This window comes from Bartonella sp. AP331QHHD (assembly GCF_042195905.1).
Classification (GTDB): Bacteria; Pseudomonadota; Alphaproteobacteria; order Rhizobiales; family Rhizobiaceae; genus Bartonella.
On record NZ_JBHIPG010000062.1, the window covers coordinates 19181 to 34425 of the forward strand.

Sequence of the window (15245 nt, forward strand, 5' to 3'; positions counted from 1 at the left end):
CCATGAAAGCACCTCTGCATGACCAACGTGAAAGTATGGAGTTTGACATAGTCATTGTCGGAGCAGGACCTGCAGGGCTTTCTGCCGCAATTCGTTTTAAACAAATTAATCCTGAGCTTTCTGTCACAATTGTTGAAAAAGGAACCGAAGTTGGTGCACATATTCTCTCTGGCGCAGTTGTTGACCCCATTGGTATCGACACACTCTTACCAGAATGGCGAAATGATAACGACCATCCCTTCACAACCCCTGTCACACAAGACCAATTTTTTTTTCTAAAGCCTCAAAAGTCCACAGTATTTCCCAATATTTTGCACCCTAAAATCTTATCAAATAACGGATGTTATATCGTTTCGCTTGGGAGCGTCTGCCGCTGGCTAAGCAAAAAAGCTGAAGCGTTGGGTGTTGAAATCTATCCTGGTTTTGCAGCAACAGAACCCATCATCCAAAAAGATAACGGAGCTATTATTGGTGTTCTCACCGGAGATATGGGGCTTAACAAAGATGGAACCCCTGGAAAAAATTATATGCCTGGTATGGCTTTATTGGCAAAATATACTCTGATTGCGGAAGGAGCACGCGGCTCAATTGCAAAACAACTGATACAACATTTCAGCCTTAGCAAAAATCGTGAACCACAAAAATTTGGTCTTGGTCTCAAAGAGCTCTGGGAAATTGATCCCAACAAACACCAACGCGGTTTAGTACAACATTTCACGGGTTGGCCCTTAGACAATAATACCGGTGGCGGTGGCTTTATTTATCACCAAGAAAACAATATCATTTCCGTCGGTTTTGTTGTGCACTTAGATTACAAAAATCCTTATCTTTCTCCCTTTGAAGAATTTCAACGTTTTAAAACACATCCAAAACTCTATAAAATCTTTAAAGGTGCAAAGCGTCTTTCCTATGGTGCACGTGTTATCAGCGAAGGAGGTTGGCAATCTGTACCAAAACTCACCTTTCCTGGTGGGGCACTTATTGGCTGCTCTGCTGGATTTGTCAATGTTCCTCGTATCAAAGGATCACACAATGCCATCTTATCTGGCATATTAGCTGCCGATAAAATCGCTACCGCTCTTGCACAAGGGCGTGCCCATGATGAGGTTAAAGAAATCGAAGAACAATGGCGAAAAGGGCTCATTGGCAAAGATCTTTATAAAGTGCGAAATGCCAAACCGCTCTGGGCAAAATATGGGACAAAATATGGAATTAAACTTGCTGGTTTTGATATGTGGTGGCAACAATTGTTCGGATTTTCCTTATTTAAAACACTCTCCCATGGAAAGGAAGATTATGCATGCCTTGAACCAGCAGAAAAATTTCAACCCATTTCTTACCCAAAACCAGATGGCGTTATAACCTTTGATCGCCTTTCAAGTGTTGCCCTTTCCAATACGCACCATGAAGAAAATCAACCTTGCCATTTAAAAATCGCCTCATTAAAAAAACAAAAAGACTCTGAATATGCAATCTATGGAGGACCCTCTACACGCTATTGTCCCGCCGCTGTCTACGAGTGGCTAGAGGATAATGATCATCTGACTTATATGATCAACGCTTCAAATTGTATACATTGTAAAACGTGTGACATCAAAGACCCAAACCAAAATATCACTTGGATCTGTCCGCAAGGCAATGAGGGCCCCTTCTATCCCAATATGTAATTTCCCAATATATAATCATTGTTCATTCTCCTAAAATTGAAATATACAAAACGCAATGGATAAAAATATTTCCCTCAGATCAGAAATCTATCAATCACCTTCCTGCATACGTTCTTTCACAATGTAAAAAGAACTCTATTCTCATATAAAATACTCTCCCTACCGCATGACTTTTTTCAATAAAAAAACATAACATATTTTTATCAAAAATTTTTTATCTAAATGACAAAACAATAATGAATATATTCTTGACAATTCTGCGATAAAAAAACAGCCGCGGTTCTCGAAAATCTGAAGGAAAATAAGCCCGTTCTACTTTACCCCCTCTCCCATATGATCCAAAATGCTTTTAGCCCTCTCATAAGAAACATCAATCGTTTTAACTAGCCAAGAGCCCCCCCTGAAGATGCGCTTCACATTTATTTTTTCTCCTACACTTTGCCAAGTAATGCTCACTCAAGAAAACCACGAATGAATGTAGAAAAAACATTGTGAGATAAAGAGATAAAGAGCATGCTTGTTCAAGCCCTTTTTATGTTTCTAATGATAATGACACGAAAAAATCTTACATTAACCTTTTATTTTTGCATCAAGGATAATCGCCTTGCATCTAACCTTTACCAATATACTGCAATGAATGTGTACAAATACCGTAAGAATAAGCAGATGCCAAGCCATGGAGACTATCGCTATTAGCAAAACACCTGATAAAAACAAAATAGCTTTCATGACCACTCTATGACGCGTTTTATAGAGTTGTTTTTTTTAAAGCTTGTGCTTTCGCTATTGCTTGTAAATCATCATCCAAATTGAACACAAGTGGTATATTTAAAAGAAAGATTAAGGTGAATGAAAGCTCTGCACGCCGTTCCAGCTTTTGTAGCTAGAGCAAAAATATTGCATATTCTATTTGAGTAATCTCTGAAACGAAAATACAGCTTCATTTAGCAAGAATATGAAATCTGAAAGGAAAAAACTGTTTTCCTCTTTACTATCATCTGTCCATTCGGTTTTAAAACTTTCAAAAGCATCACAATAACCTCTAAAAAGAAGAGATAACGTATTGTCTCCGCTTTTATTACTTACGTTTTTTATGGGAGCATATCCTTCAGAAAAAATGAGGTATCCAAAATTAAAACAGACTTGTGTTGTTCAGTCATGGGCTTGTTTTTAAGAGATAGCTCTCATATCAAGCAATTATTTTGCGACACTATCCGAAAAAGGTATAACGCAATCCTGTGAACGAACAGTTCCATATTTATGAAATAAAAAGTACAAGCTAACAGCATTATTTTTTCTGCGATCTCCAATGAGGCGATAATCTTTGTTTTAAGGAGGTTTCAAGATGCACAAAAATGATTTTGATTAATTGACTATAAGAAGAGCTGAGATAATGTTACGATATTTAAAGCTCCTAATTAATAGGCAAAATAATAAATTTTCTATTATAAATCAAATGTTTAAGATAAAATTTAGCCTTAAACTTTTCTAAGGTACTCATTATACTGTATACTGTTAAAGCTGTAGAGAATATGAAAAAATAAAGTATTTTGCTGATAAGAGCTTATATTTGATCAAGTCAGCTGCCAGTTAACTGTATGTGTTTCAAAAGGGGCTGTTTACATTTGCTCAGAAAAACAGTTTGGATATCAATAGAATATTTGAAAAATCGGCGTTATGGAAATAATCTAAAAAGCTTAGCTTTTAAAAGAGCACAAACAAGCATGAGATTATAACATTGGGTAAAATTGTTTTTTGGTTCTCGAAGGAAAAACTTTATAGAAAATCATGGGGTAGATAGAATATTGTTTACATTTGGAATTTGTTTTACTGGAAAAAATAATGCGGATCAAAATAGATAATAATGTTAAATTAAGACATTAAATATGAAATTATCTTATTGTAGTGTAATCGATTATTCGAATAAGGTAAGCCTTTGTAATGATAAAAAATGTGCTGGTAAAAAATGAGCCAAAATGGCTTATGAGTATGGATAAAAATCTTGTGGTGAGGAGAATTTAATGAAAAGAAAAGAGCATGTGTGAAAAAGCATATTTTATAGGTGCGCATGCTTATTCTGCACCCGTTATAGAATCAGGGCTTTATCTTGTGGCAACACCTATCGGAAATCTTGCAGATATTACGCTTCGTGCTTTGCAAGTACTTGCAGGAATTGATATTTTAGCGTGTGAGGATACGCGAGTAACACGTGTTTTGTTGGAACGTTACGGTATTCAAAAAAAACCTTTTCTCTATCATGAATATAATGCGCAAAAAGCGGGTCCGAAGCTCTTAGCGGCTTTAGCAGAAAACAAAACAGTAGCACTTGTTTCAGATGCCGGAACACCACTTATTTCTGATCCTGGATTTCGATTGGTGGAAGAGGCCCGTAAAGCTGGTCATAAAATTATTCCTATTCCTGGAGCATCCGCTCTTTTAGCCGCTCTTATACCGACAGGGCTTCCTACTGATAGCTTTTTTTTTGCAGGTTTTTTGAGTGCACGAAAGCTACAGCGCCGAAAACGGTTGGAACAATTAAAAGAGATTCCAGCAACTTTGATTTTTTATGAATCACCGCATCGTCTTGTTGAAACTTTACAGGATATGGTCACTCTTTTTTCGGCTGATCGACCTGCTGCCATTTGTCGTGAATTAACAAAAAAGTTTGAAACAGTAGATGTTTCCAATTTGGGAAATTTGTTAGAAAATTACAGAAAACAAGCACATATTCGTGGGGAAATTGTTGTCCTTGTTGGAGAATCATCTTCTTCTTTAAATGTGATAAGTGATCAAGAAATTGATGAAATGCTATTAGAACGCGCACGGACACATTCTGCTGCTCAAGCGGCAGCTTTTGTTGCAAAAAAAACCGGTTTTAAAAAGCAGGAACTTTTTCAGCGATTAATCTTTTTAAAAAATGCGTAAAATGATACAAAAAAAACGCAGACAAAAGTCTTTTTATCGAGGGGTTCGTGCAGAAAAATTGGCAGCTTTGTGGCTACGTTGCAAAGGGTTTCACATTGCCGAAAGGCGTTTTAAAACAAAATGTGGAGAAATTGATTTAATTGCACGACGCGGAAATCTTGTGTTAATCGTTGAAGTTAAAGCACGTTCAACGTTGGCTGAAGCAATGGAAGCGGTTTCCCGAATGAATGAAAAGCGAATTGAGGCAGCTGCCGATATTTGGCTCGCACGGCAAAAAGATTATGCCCTTTTGTCTGTACGCTTTGATTTAATTGCAATTTTACCTTGGCGTTGGCCACAGCATATCCCTGCATTTTTTACATCTGATCAATAAACGGCACCCCCCGTTTTAACCATATTCAATAAAAAACATTTCGTTTTTATGTGCATATGCGTTAAAAAGTGTGTAATAATTGAGCGCTATAAGGAGCGAAATATGGATGATTATGAAAAGTTTGCAACAGGTTTGCTCATCATTTTTGGAGCGCTAATTATTGGTGGTTTAATGGCAATGCATATTGTGCTTATGAATAAACCAGGTTTTTTATTTGCATTAGCCGCAGCTGTTGTTGGTTGGTTTTCTGCTTTTGCCGTTCTCTTTGACAAGCCCAAAATCTATTTGGTTTTGATTATTCTTGCTATGTTATGTGTTGCTTCTTCAATTAGCGTTTATGTTAGTTAAAACACCTGAGATGTTGATTGAAATTCCTTTTAAAATATGAAACTGAGAAATAGATAATGAGACTTGGCTTTTTGGGAACGGGTACAATCAGTGCTTCAATGGTGAATGGCTTAATGACAAGCAACTTTGATGTTTCTTCCATTATTGTTTCGCCTCGCAATGCACAAACAGCAAAGCGCCTTTCACGCACTTATGATAAAGTTATGATTGCTGAAAATAACCAAGCGTTGCTCGATGTTAGTGATTGTGTTTTTCTTTGCTTGCCCAATCAAATTGCAGAAGACGTTTTGCGCTCTCTTTGTTTTCGTCCAGAACAGCTGGTTATTTCCGTACTTGCTATGGCAAAAGCAGCAGAAATAGAAGAGTGGATTAATCATAAAGTTTATCGTGCTGTTCCATTACCTTTTGTTGCAGAATGCAAAAATTTGACACCAATCTATCCCAATCATCCCTTTTTGCGCACTTTATTTGATGCATTGGGGGGCACATTGGTGCTGGATAAGGAAGAGCAGTTTAATCTTTTTATGACAGCTGGTTCACTTATGGGAGTATATTTTAATTTTATAAAAACTGCCCATCAATGGTTTATAACACAAGGGTTAAAAAAACAACAATCAGCAGAATTCCTTACCATGATGTTTGGAAATCTTACAGATGAAATGCGTAAAACTATAGCAACGGATCGTTCTGTATCTCTCGATTTTGCACTGCTTGAAAAAGAGTTTTCAACAAAGGGTGGAACAAATGAATTTTTGTCAAATTACTTTTCTCAACAAGGGGGAAAGAATGCTTTAACAATGGCTCTTGAAGCTACTTTGCAAAAAATGAATGCTTCTAAAAAGACTTGACCAATATTTTTATCATCTCAATAAGAAAAAACTAAATGTTGAAGATGTATATCAAGAAAACTCACATCAAAAAATGCTTTTTTATGAAAAAATTGATTATTAAAATATTTTTTACAACCTTTTACAATTTTTCTAAATTATTTTTATTTTCGGTCTTCTTCTTTTTGCCTCAAGTCCAATATTTTTTTCTACCTCACAGCTCTAGCTCTTCAATTTTGTTCCCCTTCAGGTTATCCAAACGCATGAATAATTTTTTGTTTATTTAACCTATATACTCCATTCACACATTAAAACTTCCTCTTACAAAGAAGCGACTATTTTTATGTCTTTCATGATTGTGTTTTAATAAACTCTCTTATAACATCCCCCCCATTCAAAAGAGTTGATTTTTTATTTGATCAACAATTTTACGATATAGTTTAGCATGCTCTTCACTAGGCTTAGCAACAAAAATAGGGATTCCTTCATCTGAAGACAATCGTAAAGCTGGATCAAGCGGTATTTCTGCTAAGAAAGGGACCTCTCGACGTTCTGCTTCTGCCCGTGCACCACCATAGCCAAAAATATCGTAGCGTTTTCCTGTATCAGGAGCGATAAAACAACTCATATTCTCAATGAGTCCTAAAATAGGAACATTGACTTTCATGAACATTTCTATTGCTTTACGCGCATCCACTAAAGCAAGATCTTGGGGCGTAGAAACAACCAACGCACCCGTTAATTGTACCTGTTGCGCAAGCGTTAATTGTGCATCCCCTGTACCTGGCGGCATATCAACGACTAAAACGTCCAAAGGCCCCCATACAACATCTCGTAACAATTGCGTTACAGCTGCCATAACCATAGGACCGCGCCAGACCACCGGCTTTTCTTCCTCCACCAAAAATCCCATCGACATCAATTTCAGTCCAAATTTTTCAAGAGGTTGAAGCTTTTTTTCTCCAATAAGCTGTGGTTTTTGATTAACAAGTCCTGTCAAACGTGGCAACGAAGGACCATAAATATCAGCATCCATCACCCCCGTCTTGAAACCAGAATCTTGTAAAGCTAAGGCGATATTTATTGCCATCGTAGATTTCCCGACCCCTCCTTTTCCAGAAGCAACAGCAATCACATGCCTCACACCTTCTATGGGCATTTTGATCGGTAAGAGATTGGCTCTCCGACTAGGTGCTGTCTTTGTTATTTTTTCTGCTGTAAGTGTAACAACAGCAGACTTCACTCCCTCCAAAGCACATACCACCTTTTCAGCAGAACGACGCAATGATTCCCATTTTTGCACACCTCCATCAGGAACTGTAATGGAAAAGAAAACCTTACCATCAGCAATCAATATTTCTGAAAGAAGACCCAACGACACAATATCGCTTTCAAGATCTGGTCCTTTGATTGTACGTAATACGTTGCGGACAGCCTCACTTGTGATAAGATCCATGTTCTTTCCTCTCTATAAAAATACCAGCAAATATAAGCATAAGAACGAAAAATACTTACAAGGTTCATCACCTGATAATTTTCTACTTTACTCAGCATTATAAAGTATACATCTCTTATCTCTTTAAAAATATGAAACCATCCTTAAAATAAAGAAGCTCAAACATAAAATCTGCTATAAAATCCTATCAATCACGTTTGTGCTACAACCACTTTAATGAATATTCTGATAAAAATTTTGTAAAAACAAAAACTGAAAAAAACTCTTAATCTTAAAGGATATTTTAAATTGAGCATACAGTAATCAGTCACACCTTCTTTAATTCTTTAAGGCCCTCGCCATTTATGTTCTGTAGCTTCAATCGTTATTTTCTAACACTCCTACAGTATTGTAAAAAAGCGTTACAGATAGTTATAAGGTGTTTTGTATTCTTTCAAGAGAGAGAAAAACAATCTAAGATTGACTTTTTTTATATTTTTCCTTATGGGTTAACAGCCGTATGATAGGATAAAATTGTTTATCTCGCGCATAACTACTCATAAAACGAAGATTAAGAAGGGCCGCACTCCGCGGTATTTAAATAAATGAAACGTACTTACCAACCCTCTAAACTTGTCCGTAAACGCCGCCATGGGTTTCGTGCACGCATGGCCACAGCTGGAGGACGTAAAATTATTGCTGCAAGACGTGCTCGTGGACGTAAGCGGCTTTCTGCTTAACCATTTAAATTTTCACAACCGTTGAGGATTGCTCATCGTTTCTTCGTTGTGAAACTTTTATTATGAACCTACAATGTCTGCTTGCAGGCATTTAATGAAATTGCGAAATATTCTTTTATGAAGAAAAAACATCCCTGCCGTATTCGCAAAAGAGCAGACTTTTTGGCTGTCCGTACAGGAGAAAAACGACGTGGTCCTTTATTTTTGCTCGAAGTTAAATCTCGTGAACAAACAACAGAAAGAAAAGATTCTCTTTTTGCACGTGTAGGCTTCACTGTTACCCGTAAAAACGGTAATGCTGTGAAACGTAATCGTATTAAAAGGCGCTTGCGTGAGGCCGTGAGAGTTGGTGTAACAAATCACATGGAAGCAGGAACAGACTATGTCATTGTAGCGTACCGTGATGTGTTACATGCACCTTTTACATCCTTGATTAGTGAATTAAATCGGCGAATAAAACCAAAAATAAAACATCAGCAACAACAACAAGGGTGTACGGATGGAATATAATCGCAATTTCTTTATCGCTATTGGCTTATCTTTCGTGGTGCTCATCGCATGGCAATTTCTTCATGTTGCTCCCAAACAAGCAAAGTTACAAAAACAACAAGTCATCGCACAGCAATTGTCAAAACAACAATCAGCCCTTTCTACTACCACGACAGATTTTTCTGACGATACCTCAACGTATCAAGCTACATCTATCATCGAACAGCCCATGACACCTGAAATCCGGAAAGCTGTATTGGCCAAAACAGAGCGTATTGCGATCCAAACCAATGAACTGGAAGGCTCTATTAATCTTGTTGGTGCACAATTTGATGATCTTCACCTCAAAAAATATCGTTTAACAGTCGATAAAAAATCACCGGAAATCGATTTGCTAAATCCTAAAGGCTTCAAAACAACCTACCTTGCTGAATTTGGTTTTGCAAGTGCGTCTTTGCCAGCAAAAGCCTTGCCACAATCGGATACAAAATGGCAAATAGAGGGAAACAATACAATCCTGACTCCTTCAACACCCATCACTTTAATTTATAATAATGGACAGGGACAAATCTTCCGGCGGACCCTTTCTGTTGATAATCATTTCATGTTTACCATTGAGGATTCTATCAGCAATGAAAGTGATCAACCAATACATCTCTCGTCCTATGCCCGCGTTGCACGTGCTGCACCACCAGAACATACAAATGCAACCTATTTACTTCATGAAGGTATGATAGGTATTGCTGGAGATTCGCTCAAAACTGAAAAATATAAAACCTTAGCAGAGCTTGACCCAAATCCTGATAATGGGCAAAAGAGCGTGACTTTTTCCAAAGTAACAGGAGGTTGGATTGGTATTACCGATAAATATTGGGCTGTAGCAGTTATTCCCCCGCAAAATAAAGAATATACAAGCCGTTTTATTTATTTTGATCGTTTGCAAACACATTATCAGTCTGACTTGCTAGGGTCGCTTTTAACGATTGCCCCAAATGAAACAAAAACTGTTACAAATCGTCTTTTTGCTGGTGCAAAACAAGTTGAAATTATTAATAGTTATCAAAATGACCTAAAAATCAAAAAGTTTGCTCTTTTAATTGATTGGGGCTGGTTTGATTTCATCACCAAACCAATGTTTTCCCTCATTGATATTCTTTATAAACAAACAGGGAATTTTGGTATCGCCATCCTTCTTGTCACAGTGCTCTTAAAAACTCTTCTTTTCCCTCTAGCCAATAAATCTTATAAATCTATGGCACGCATGAAGCTTTTACAACCGCGGTTGCTAGAAATAAAAGAAAAGTATCCCGATGACCAAACCAAACAACAAAAGGCAATAATAGAACTATATAAAACCGAAAAAATAAATCCCCTTGCAGGCTGTTGGCCGATGTTGGTTCAATTCCCAATATTCTTTGCTCTTTATAAAGTTCTCTATATCACCATTGAAATGCGCCATGCCCCTTTCTTTGGCTGGATTAAAGATTTAGCGGCACCCGATCCAACTTCTCTTTTTAACTTGTTTGGTCTCTTGCCATATACAACGCCAACATTTCTTATGATTGGTGCATGGCCTTTGATTATGGGAATAACGATGTTTTTACAAATGCGTATGAATCCCGCTCCTCAAGACCAAACCCAAGCGATGATATTCACATGGATGCCTGTTGTCTTTACTTTTATGCTCGCCTCTTTCCCTGTTGGTCTCGTCATCTATTGGGCATGGAACAATATATTATCAATCATTCAGCAAGGTATCATGATGAAGCGCCAAGGAGTTAAAATTGAGCTTTTTGATAATCTGAAAGCCATCTGGAGAAGATCACCCAAAAAAGAAGTGCATGAATGACAAGAGATTCTTCCCTTTCTGGAATTTTTTCTCGCAATTGGATTTTTATTCGTGGTGTACCAGCAATACGCTTTCTCCCCCCCGAAGGACCACCAGAAATTGCATTTGCAGGACGTTCCAATGTTGGAAAATCATCTTTAATCAACGCACTTGTCCAACAAAAAAGCTTAGCACGTACCTCAAATACACCAGGACGGACTCAAGAGCTTAATTATTTTGTCCCTGATGGATTCAGTGGGCAACTAGGAGACCTTCCCCCTCTAGCATTAGTAGATATGCCTGGTTATGGTTTTGCTGCTGCTCCTAAAAATCTTGTTGATGCGTGGACAAATTTGATTTTTAGCTATTTACGGGGGCGCACAACGTTAAAACGTGTATATATCTTGATTGATTCACGGCACGGAATCAAAAATAATGATGAAGATGTTCTTGCTCTCCTTGATAAAGCAGCTGTTTCTTATCACATTGTTTTGACAAAAAGCGATAAAATCAAATCAAATGCTTTGGAAAAATTAATTATGAGCACACAAACAAAGCTTCTTAAACGCCCAGCAGCTTATCCTGAGCTTCTTGTAACCTCTTCAGAAAAAGCTATCGGTTTAGAAGAATTACGTGCTGCCATTTTGCAAACCATCGCATAAGAGAACAATTCCTAGTCATTAACAATTTATTAATTATAATTACTAGCAGCTACTAATGATCTTGTACTTCTAGTCAAGCATCTTTATAAAAATGATTACTTGAAAGAATTCTCTTCAACTCTATTTGATAGTGTAAATTATGCTGACACTTTTTCACTCTCCCCTATCCTCTGCCTCGCGCTTCATACGCCTCATTCTTGGGGAATATGGTGTAACCACTCAACTGATTGAAGAATATGAATGGGCAAGAAGACACGAATTTCTAGCCCTCAATCCCGCTGGTCATGTTCCTGTTTTTCTCGATGAACACGAGGTTCCATTATCAGGTCCTCTTGTTATCTGCGAATATTTAGACGAAACACATGGAAGTTTACGACAAGAAAATAAGCTCTTTCCAGAAAATCCTTTAGATCGTGCGGAAGTACGCCGTCTCAATGACTGGTTCTTAAATAAATTCGAAAATGAAGCAACGCGCCATATCGTACGAGAACGAATCCATAAACGTGAAATGCCACTTGCCATTGGCGGTGGTGCTCCTAATTCACAAATTTTACGCAATGCACGTGCCAATATTTTACCACATATGAACTATCTCAATTGGCTCTGTGCCTCTCGCGATAGCTTAGTCGGTTCTGCCTTGTCCTATGCAGATCTAGCAGCAGCAGCCTCTATTTCTGTACTTGACTTTCTAGGGGAAATTGACTGGGAACAATCTCCTGCTGCCAAAGACTGGTATATGAGAATTAAATCACGCCCTTCTTTTCGTTCTCTTTTAACAGATCGCGTCCGCGGAATTGTTGCAAGTGCTCACTATGCAGATCTTGATTTCTAGCCTTCTCTCACAAACAAAAATAAAAGTGATATTTTATCTAAAGGATATTTATAGGTTTATGAATTTTTATGCATGCGTATAAACAATATAATAATACATTGATTTATGATCGTATTAAACAGAGAATAAAACCCATTATAATTGAATCACAAAAATCACTTTCTTATCGTGTCACAAAAAAGATCAGCACAGGGATAAAAATACTTAAGAAAGCATTTTAAAGACTCTCTTTAAATACAAGAGCTGTAGCATCATTGGAAGCTAGGCAAATAAAATAACAGTACTTAACGCATGTTATACTCCATTCTCCCCAATATATGAAAAAACGCATTGCATAATATATATCCTATTTTCTCTATAATAAACAAAGCCTCATCATACGTTTTTACAACATAACAATTTTTTCAACTGACTTTCCTAAAAGATGAAGAATCCGACCAACTCTCGTGTGAAAACAATCCAACTTCTTGTTAGCCCCTTGTTTTTATCCCCTTTTTACGTGATTTTATTTATGGATAACATATTGATATACAATGATAAATAATCGTTTTTTTTACCTTAATCATCAATTCCAAATACCTTTTTCTCATTACCTTCATCACATTTAAAACAATCAAAATCGCTTTCTTATGCGTCACAAATGGAATTGGTAAATGAAAGAATATTAAAGAAAAGAATGAAAATGCCTAAGTGCCAAGAATTATTAAAACATTAAAGGCTAACAAAACGTATGATAATGCTAATTTTCTCTATTTATGAAGCATAAAGATAGTGGCGCAGAATAGATGTTATATTATTCATGGATACTCTCTCGTGATACCACTCACGAGCACTATCATAAAATAAGTTTAGAAGAATTGATAAATATTTCTTTAAGAAAAGCGCATGAATTGACAACATAGGTCTATTTTGTTTGGGAGATCTTATTTTGCATGAAGAACGCTCCCCTTTAAAGAACGAAAAAAAAGCGTAAAGTAATACACAATCTTCATAAGGTTTCATAAGCAAACCTTACTTAAGAATATTCATCACACACTCTAACGAAAAACATCTCTATTTAAATTTGTAGATCTTATATCACTTGCTCTAAANAACCTTACTTAAGAATATTCATCACACACTCTAACGAAAAACATCTCTATTTAAATTTGTAGATCTTATATCACTTGCTCTAAACAACAGTGTTTTACAGCACAACAAGATAAATTAAAGAAGGAAAAAAATTCTATAAAGAAAAAGAACCATTGGAAAGAAGGCAAGAATTTGCCTATACTGCACAGTAAAGTATCATAAGGAGATAAAAATGCGCCTTACAGTTGTTGGTGCAAATGGAAGAATGGGACGTGAACTCATTACAGCAATCCAGCAGAGGAAAGATGTAGAGCTTTGTGCTGTTCTTGTACGTAAAGGCTCACCGTTTGTAGGAAAAGATGCCAGTGCATTAATTGGTTCAGATTCTCTTGGGATTAGTATCACTGACAATCCCGAAAATGCCTTTTCTAATACAGAAGGTATTTTAGATTTTTCACAACCAGAAGCCAGTATTCTTTATGCTAACTACGCTGCTCAAAAAAGCCTTGTCCATATTATTGGCACCACAGGATTTAGCAAAACAGAAGAAGAAAAAATTGCAGATTTTGCGAAATATACAACAATTGTCAAATCCGGAAATATGAGCCTTGGAATAAATCTTTTAGCCAACCTTGTAAAGAAAGCCGCTAAAGCATTAGAAGCCGATGATTTTGATATCGAAGTTTATGAAATGCATCACGCTAACAAAGTTGATGCTCCTTCTGGAACAGCCCTTCTTCTTGGCCAAGCAGCAGCTGAAGGCCGCAATGTTATGCTTAAAAATGTGTGTGTCAACGAACGCAATGGTCATATAGGTAAACGCAAAAAAGGCGCCATTGGCTTTTCCTGTTCACGTGGTGGGACAGTTGTTGGAGAACACAGTGTCATTTTTGCTGGTTCCAATGAGCGCATTGTTCTTTCACATACAGCGCAAGAACGCTCTATCTTTGCCAATGGCGCATTAAAAGCAGCTTTATGGGCACAAAATCATGAAAGCGGTCTTTATTCAATGTTCGATGTTTTGGGATTGAACGATGAATTTTAAGTAATCAATAGAATAGAGGCAATTTATAATGGGACGCATACTTACACTAATTCGTCATGGACAAAGTGAATGGAATCTCAAAAACCTTTTTACCGGTTGGAAAGATCCCGATTTAACAGAAAAAGGTCATGCAGAAGCGATAGCAGCAGGAAAAAAACTGAAAGAATATGGTTTGAGGTTTGATATCGCTTATACATCTGCCTTACAGCGAGCTCAAAAAACCGCTCAGCACATTTTAGAGCAAATGGGACAATCAGATTTAGAAGTGATAAAAAATCCCGCATTAAATGAACGTAATTATGGTGATCTTTCTGGTTTAAATAAAGATGAAGTACGCCAACAATGGGGGCAGGAGAAAGTGCAAATGTGGCGCCGCTCCTATACGATTGCGCCGCCGAATGGAGAAAGCCTACGCGATACCGGTGCACGCATCTGGCCTTATTATCTTTACCATATCCAGCCTTATATTTTGCGCTCCCAAACTGTTTTGATCGCAGCACATGGAAATTCTCTTCGTGCTCTTATTATGGTGCTTGAAGGTCTCTCCGGTGAGGAAATTATATCTCAAGAATTAGCGACCGGCATTCCTATTATTTACACATTTAATCCGGATTCAACAATTTTATCAAAGACAGTCCTCACACCTTAAACTTCTAAAATCATGATCTCCCTCAAAAGTTCAATGCTATCGTTTTAAGCTGAAAAAATAAATTCTATAATTTTATTGACAGAGTTGCTTCATGCGCTTAGATGAATTTTATAAGCCCAGATGGCGGAATTGGTAGACGCGCAGGTTTCAGGTACCTGTGCCGTAAGGCGTGGGGGTTCGAGTCCTCTTTTGGGCACCATACTCTTTTTTATCCAAAATAATTTATTGATTTTCCATATATTTTTTACAGTGAGGGACGCGTAAATAAAAGTGAGGGAATAGGATTTTGCAACACGTCTCTTAATTATTGCGAATCAAGAGTTCTTTTCGGGGTGGTTTTTTAGCAAAACCAGA

At 37.2% G+C, this 15245-nt stretch carries 13 protein-coding genes and 1 tRNA gene; 13 read left to right on the top strand and 1 reads right to left on the bottom strand.

The window, feature by feature from the left end:
• Positions 1-2 precede the first annotated feature (2 nt).
• The 5 genes from ACFIMS_RS07900 to ACFIMS_RS07920 all read left to right on the top strand — a co-directional run bounded on the left by ACFIMS_RS07900 (position 3) and on the right by ACFIMS_RS07920 (position 6161).
• Positions 3-1667: a 4Fe-4S dicluster domain-containing protein gene (locus ACFIMS_RS07900; protein ID WP_375696589.1), complete on the top strand. Its 1665-nt coding sequence runs from the start codon at positions 3-5 to the stop codon at positions 1665-1667.
• Positions 1668-3704: 2037 nt separating this feature from the next.
• Positions 3705-4592 (top strand): 16S rRNA (cytidine(1402)-2'-O)-methyltransferase, encoded by an 888-nt coding sequence (gene rsmI / locus ACFIMS_RS07905; RefSeq protein WP_375613498.1) that lies wholly within the window; start codon positions 3705-3707, stop codon positions 4590-4592.
• Positions 4593-4596: 4 nt separating this feature from the next.
• Positions 4597-4965 carry a YraN family protein gene (locus tag ACFIMS_RS07910; protein ID WP_375613510.1) on the top strand — a complete coding sequence of 123 codons (369 nt, stop codon included), beginning with the start codon at positions 4597-4599 and terminating at the stop codon, positions 4963-4965.
• A 102-nt stretch (positions 4966-5067) separates the two neighbouring features.
• Entirely contained in the window at positions 5068-5313 is a 246-nt protein-coding gene (locus tag ACFIMS_RS07915; protein ID WP_375612261.1) for a hypothetical protein, read from the top strand.
• Between the two features lie 56 nt (positions 5314-5369).
• Positions 5370-6161 carry a pyrroline-5-carboxylate reductase gene (locus ACFIMS_RS07920; RefSeq protein ID WP_375613497.1) on the top strand — a complete coding sequence of 264 codons (792 nt, stop codon included), beginning with the start codon at positions 5370-5372 and terminating at the stop codon, positions 6159-6161.
• 373 nt (positions 6162-6534) lie between these two features.
• Here ACFIMS_RS07920 and ACFIMS_RS07925 read toward each other — a convergent pair whose 3' ends face one another.
• Complete coding sequence (locus ACFIMS_RS07925; RefSeq protein ID WP_375681994.1) at positions 6535-7596, bottom strand: Mrp/NBP35 family ATP-binding protein; 1062 nt, start codon at positions 7594-7596, stop codon at positions 6535-6537.
• Between the two features lie 584 nt (positions 7597-8180).
• Here ACFIMS_RS07925 and rpmH point away from each other — a divergent pair.
• From rpmH to ACFIMS_RS07965, 8 genes are all read left to right on the top strand, one after another.
• Positions 8181-8315: a 50S ribosomal protein L34 gene (rpmH, locus tag ACFIMS_RS07930; RefSeq protein WP_375612258.1), complete on the top strand. Its 135-nt coding sequence runs from the start codon at positions 8181-8183 to the stop codon at positions 8313-8315.
• A 117-nt stretch (positions 8316-8432) separates the two neighbouring features.
• Entirely contained in the window at positions 8433-8825 is a 393-nt protein-coding gene (gene rnpA / locus ACFIMS_RS07935; RefSeq protein ID WP_375612257.1) for a ribonuclease P protein component, read from the top strand.
• Positions 8815-10653 (top strand): membrane protein insertase YidC, encoded by a 1839-nt coding sequence (gene yidC, locus ACFIMS_RS07940; protein WP_375696590.1) that lies wholly within the window; start codon positions 8815-8817, stop codon positions 10651-10653. The genes rnpA and yidC overlap by 11 nt, the downstream gene beginning before the upstream one ends.
• Entirely contained in the window at positions 10650-11294 is a 645-nt protein-coding gene (gene yihA, locus ACFIMS_RS07945; protein WP_375652905.1) for a ribosome biogenesis GTP-binding protein YihA/YsxC, read from the top strand. Before yidC ends, yihA begins: the two co-directional genes overlap by 4 nt.
• A 139-nt stretch (positions 11295-11433) precedes the next feature.
• Positions 11434-12126, top strand: coding sequence for a glutathione S-transferase family protein (locus ACFIMS_RS07950; RefSeq protein WP_375612254.1), 693 nt, complete (start codon positions 11434-11436; stop codon positions 12124-12126).
• Positions 12127-13429: 1303 nt separating this feature from the next.
• Positions 13430-14242, top strand: coding sequence for a 4-hydroxy-tetrahydrodipicolinate reductase (gene dapB, locus ACFIMS_RS07955; protein WP_375621625.1), 813 nt, complete (start codon positions 13430-13432; stop codon positions 14240-14242).
• Between the two features lie 28 nt (positions 14243-14270).
• Complete coding sequence (locus ACFIMS_RS07960; protein ID WP_375612252.1) at positions 14271-14891, top strand: 2,3-bisphosphoglycerate-dependent phosphoglycerate mutase; 621 nt, start codon at positions 14271-14273, stop codon at positions 14889-14891.
• Between the two features lie 114 nt (positions 14892-15005).
• A tRNA-Leu gene (locus tag ACFIMS_RS07965) sits at positions 15006-15090 on the top strand.
• Positions 15091-15245: the final 155 nt, after the last annotated feature.

Excerpts from the sequence above, each read along its gene's own strand:
- ACFIMS_RS07960 (WP_375612252.1), top strand. The coding sequence starts at position 14,271 with ATGGGACGCATACTTACACTAATTCGTCATGGACAAAGTGAATGGAAT.
- yidC (WP_375696590.1), top strand. The coding sequence starts at position 8,815 with ATGGAATATAATCGCAATTTCTTTATCGCTATTGGCTTATCTTTCGTG.
- rnpA (WP_375612257.1), top strand. The coding sequence starts at position 8,433 with ATGAAGAAAAAACATCCCTGCCGTATTCGCAAAAGAGCAGACTTTTTG.
- ACFIMS_RS07925 (WP_375681994.1), bottom strand. The coding sequence starts at position 7,596 with ATGGATCTTATCACAAGTGAGGCTGTCCGCAACGTATTACGTACAATC.
- dapB (WP_375621625.1), top strand. The coding sequence starts at position 13,430 with ATGCGCCTTACAGTTGTTGGTGCAAATGGAAGAATGGGACGTGAACTC.
- ACFIMS_RS07920 (WP_375613497.1), top strand. The coding sequence starts at position 5,370 with ATGAGACTTGGCTTTTTGGGAACGGGTACAATCAGTGCTTCAATGGTG.
- ACFIMS_RS07900 (WP_375696589.1), top strand. The coding sequence starts at position 3 with ATGAAAGCACCTCTGCATGACCAACGTGAAAGTATGGAGTTTGACATA.
- yihA (WP_375652905.1), top strand. The coding sequence starts at position 10,650 with ATGACAAGAGATTCTTCCCTTTCTGGAATTTTTTCTCGCAATTGGATT.
- rsmI (WP_375613498.1), top strand. The coding sequence starts at position 3,705 with ATGTGTGAAAAAGCATATTTTATAGGTGCGCATGCTTATTCTGCACCC.
- ACFIMS_RS07950 (WP_375612254.1), top strand. The coding sequence starts at position 11,434 with ATGCTGACACTTTTTCACTCTCCCCTATCCTCTGCCTCGCGCTTCATA.
- rpmH (WP_375612258.1), top strand. The coding sequence starts at position 8,181 with ATGAAACGTACTTACCAACCCTCTAAACTTGTCCGTAAACGCCGCCAT.
- ACFIMS_RS07915 (WP_375612261.1), top strand. The coding sequence starts at position 5,068 with ATGGATGATTATGAAAAGTTTGCAACAGGTTTGCTCATCATTTTTGGA.